The sequence below is a fragment of the Vibrio sp. 779(2023) genome (assembly GCF_033344285.1).
Taxonomy (GTDB): Bacteria; Pseudomonadota; Gammaproteobacteria; order Enterobacterales; family Vibrionaceae; genus Vibrio; species Vibrio alginolyticus.
On sequence record NZ_JAWPOM010000060.1, the window covers coordinates 1 to 1,839 of the forward strand.

A 1,839-nucleotide genomic window follows, 5' to 3' on the forward strand; every position below is an offset into this window, starting at 1 on the left:
ATATTGATGCTGCAGTTGAAGGTGACACCCAGTTCCCAGACTGGGGTAATGAGTTCAAAGAGACATATTCTGAAACCTACCAAGCGGATGAGAAAAACGCTTACAACATGCGTTTTACGATTTTAGAAAAGCAATAGTTAGAAAAGTCTCTCGAAGCAGAATAGAAAAAAGCACCGTAACCACGGTGCTTTTTGTTTTTGGAGTAACGATCTAGTGATTAATCGAGAGCGTCTTGGGTAAAGAGTTGTTTGTCTTCCCAACGGATCATCGTCAGCGAACCACCCCAGACACAACCTGTATCGAGTCCAATGACTTTTTCATCGATATAGCCCTGCAATGCTGCCCAGTGGCCGAATAACACTGTTTTTTCTAACGGTATGCGGTGCGGCAGTTCAAACCAAGGTACCAGTTGGTCACCTGTGACTTCTTGCGGAGGCAGTTTGCAGTCCATATCTAAACGACCATCAGAAAAGCAGAAACGCATTCTTGTAAAGGCATTGATGATATAGCGATAGCGATCCAGACCTTCCAGTGAGTCATCCCAAAGATCTGGTAAGTTGCTGTACATGTTTTTTAGCAACCACGGCAACTCTTCGCCTTGGATAATACGTTCTACTTCGCGAGCGCATTGTCTGGCTGTTTCTAAATCCCATTGCGGTGAGATACCCGCATGACACATCACAAACTCGTCGTGCTCTGCCAGAAAAGGTTGTTTAGCTAGCCAAGAGAGCAGTTCTTCGCGGTCTTTAGCGAGGAAAATAGGGGTCGTTTTATCTTTGTCTTTTCGCTTTTTCAGGCCGTAAGATACTGCCAGTAAATGTAAGTCATGATTGCCGAGTACGACTTTTGCGCTGTCACCGAGTGACTTTACGAAGCGCAGTGTTTCGAGTGATTTCGGGCCGCGAGCCACCAAATCTCCTGCGAGCCAAAGTTGGTCATGTTGAGTGGAAAAGTTGACGCGCTTGAGTAGCTGCTGTAGTTCGTCAAAACAGCCTTGGATGTCACCAACAATATAGGTAGCCACTGAATCTCCAATCTTATTAATTTAAAACGTTCGGAATCGCTAAACGAAATGGCTCAATTTCAGTGATGAATTCCTGGCCTTTCTCATCCAGCATTTTGTAGTGTCCTTGCATGACACCAACAGGCGTTTCTAACGCGGTACCACTGCTGTAAGTGTATTCATCGTTGCTTGGAATAAACGGCTGCTGCCCAACAACACCTTCTCCCTCTACCGTCATTTGTTTACCGTTGGAATCGGTAATCAACCATCGGCGACTTATGAGCTGCACTGTCTGCTGGCTGAGGTTTTTAATGGTAATGACGTAGGCGAAAACAAAGCGTTGTAGCTCTGGATTGGATTGCTCTTCGATGTATTTGGTGTGAACTTGAATCTTGATGCAGGGTTGAATGACGTCCATGTGCACTCCTTGATAAACTTAATAATAAGCCAAACCGGCAAGGGTTTGGCTTATTGTTTGAGTTATTAGTGCTGCGGGTTGTCCGCTAGCCAGTTCGCCATCGCGACGAATTGTTGTAGCGTTAGGTTTTCTGGACGCATGCTTGGGTTTACACCTAGCTCTTCCAGAACTTCTGCGCTCAACAGAGATTTGTAGCAGTTACGCACGGTTTTACGGCGTTGGTTAAAGCCTTCACGACAAACGCGATCGAGTAAACGTAGATCTTTCGCTGGGCATGGTAGCTCTTCATAAGGTACTAGGCGAACAACAGCGGAGTCTACTTTCGGTGGCGGAACAAATGCGGTTGGTGGTACTTCTAGTACAGGTACAACTTTACAGTAGTACTGCGCCATTACCGTTAGACGACCGTAAGCTTTAC

The 1,839-nt window shown here is 45.9% G+C and carries 4 protein-coding genes; 1 reads left to right on the top strand and 3 read right to left on the bottom strand.

The window, feature by feature from the left end:
- Positions 1-137: dihydrofolate reductase (locus R8O70_RS24825; protein ID WP_318184418.1), on the top strand; the 137-nt coding region annotated here is incomplete at its 5' end.
- Between the two features lie 80 nt (positions 138-217).
- Here the strand turns inward: R8O70_RS24825 and apaH are convergent.
- The 3 genes from apaH to R8O70_RS24840 form a co-directional block, all read right to left on the bottom strand.
- Positions 218-1,024: a bis(5'-nucleosyl)-tetraphosphatase (symmetrical) ApaH gene (apaH, locus tag R8O70_RS24830; protein ID WP_318184416.1), complete on the bottom strand. Its 807-nt coding sequence runs from the start codon at positions 1,022-1,024 to the stop codon at positions 218-220.
- Positions 1,025-1,040: 16 nt separating this feature from the next.
- The gene (apaG, locus tag R8O70_RS24835) at positions 1,041-1,421 is read right to left on the bottom strand and encodes a Co2+/Mg2+ efflux protein ApaG (protein ID WP_005459620.1); all 381 of its coding nucleotides are present in this window, start codon (positions 1,419-1,421) and stop codon (positions 1,041-1,043) included.
- 65 nt (positions 1,422-1,486) lie between these two features.
- Positions 1,487-1,839: rRNA adenine dimethyltransferase family protein (locus R8O70_RS24840; RefSeq protein WP_318184417.1), on the bottom strand; the 353-nt coding region annotated here is incomplete at its 5' end.

Coding starts and splice junctions, on each gene's coding strand:
- apaG (WP_005459620.1), bottom strand. CDS start 1,421: ATGGACGTCATTCAACCCTGCATCAAGATTCAAGTTCACACCAAATAC.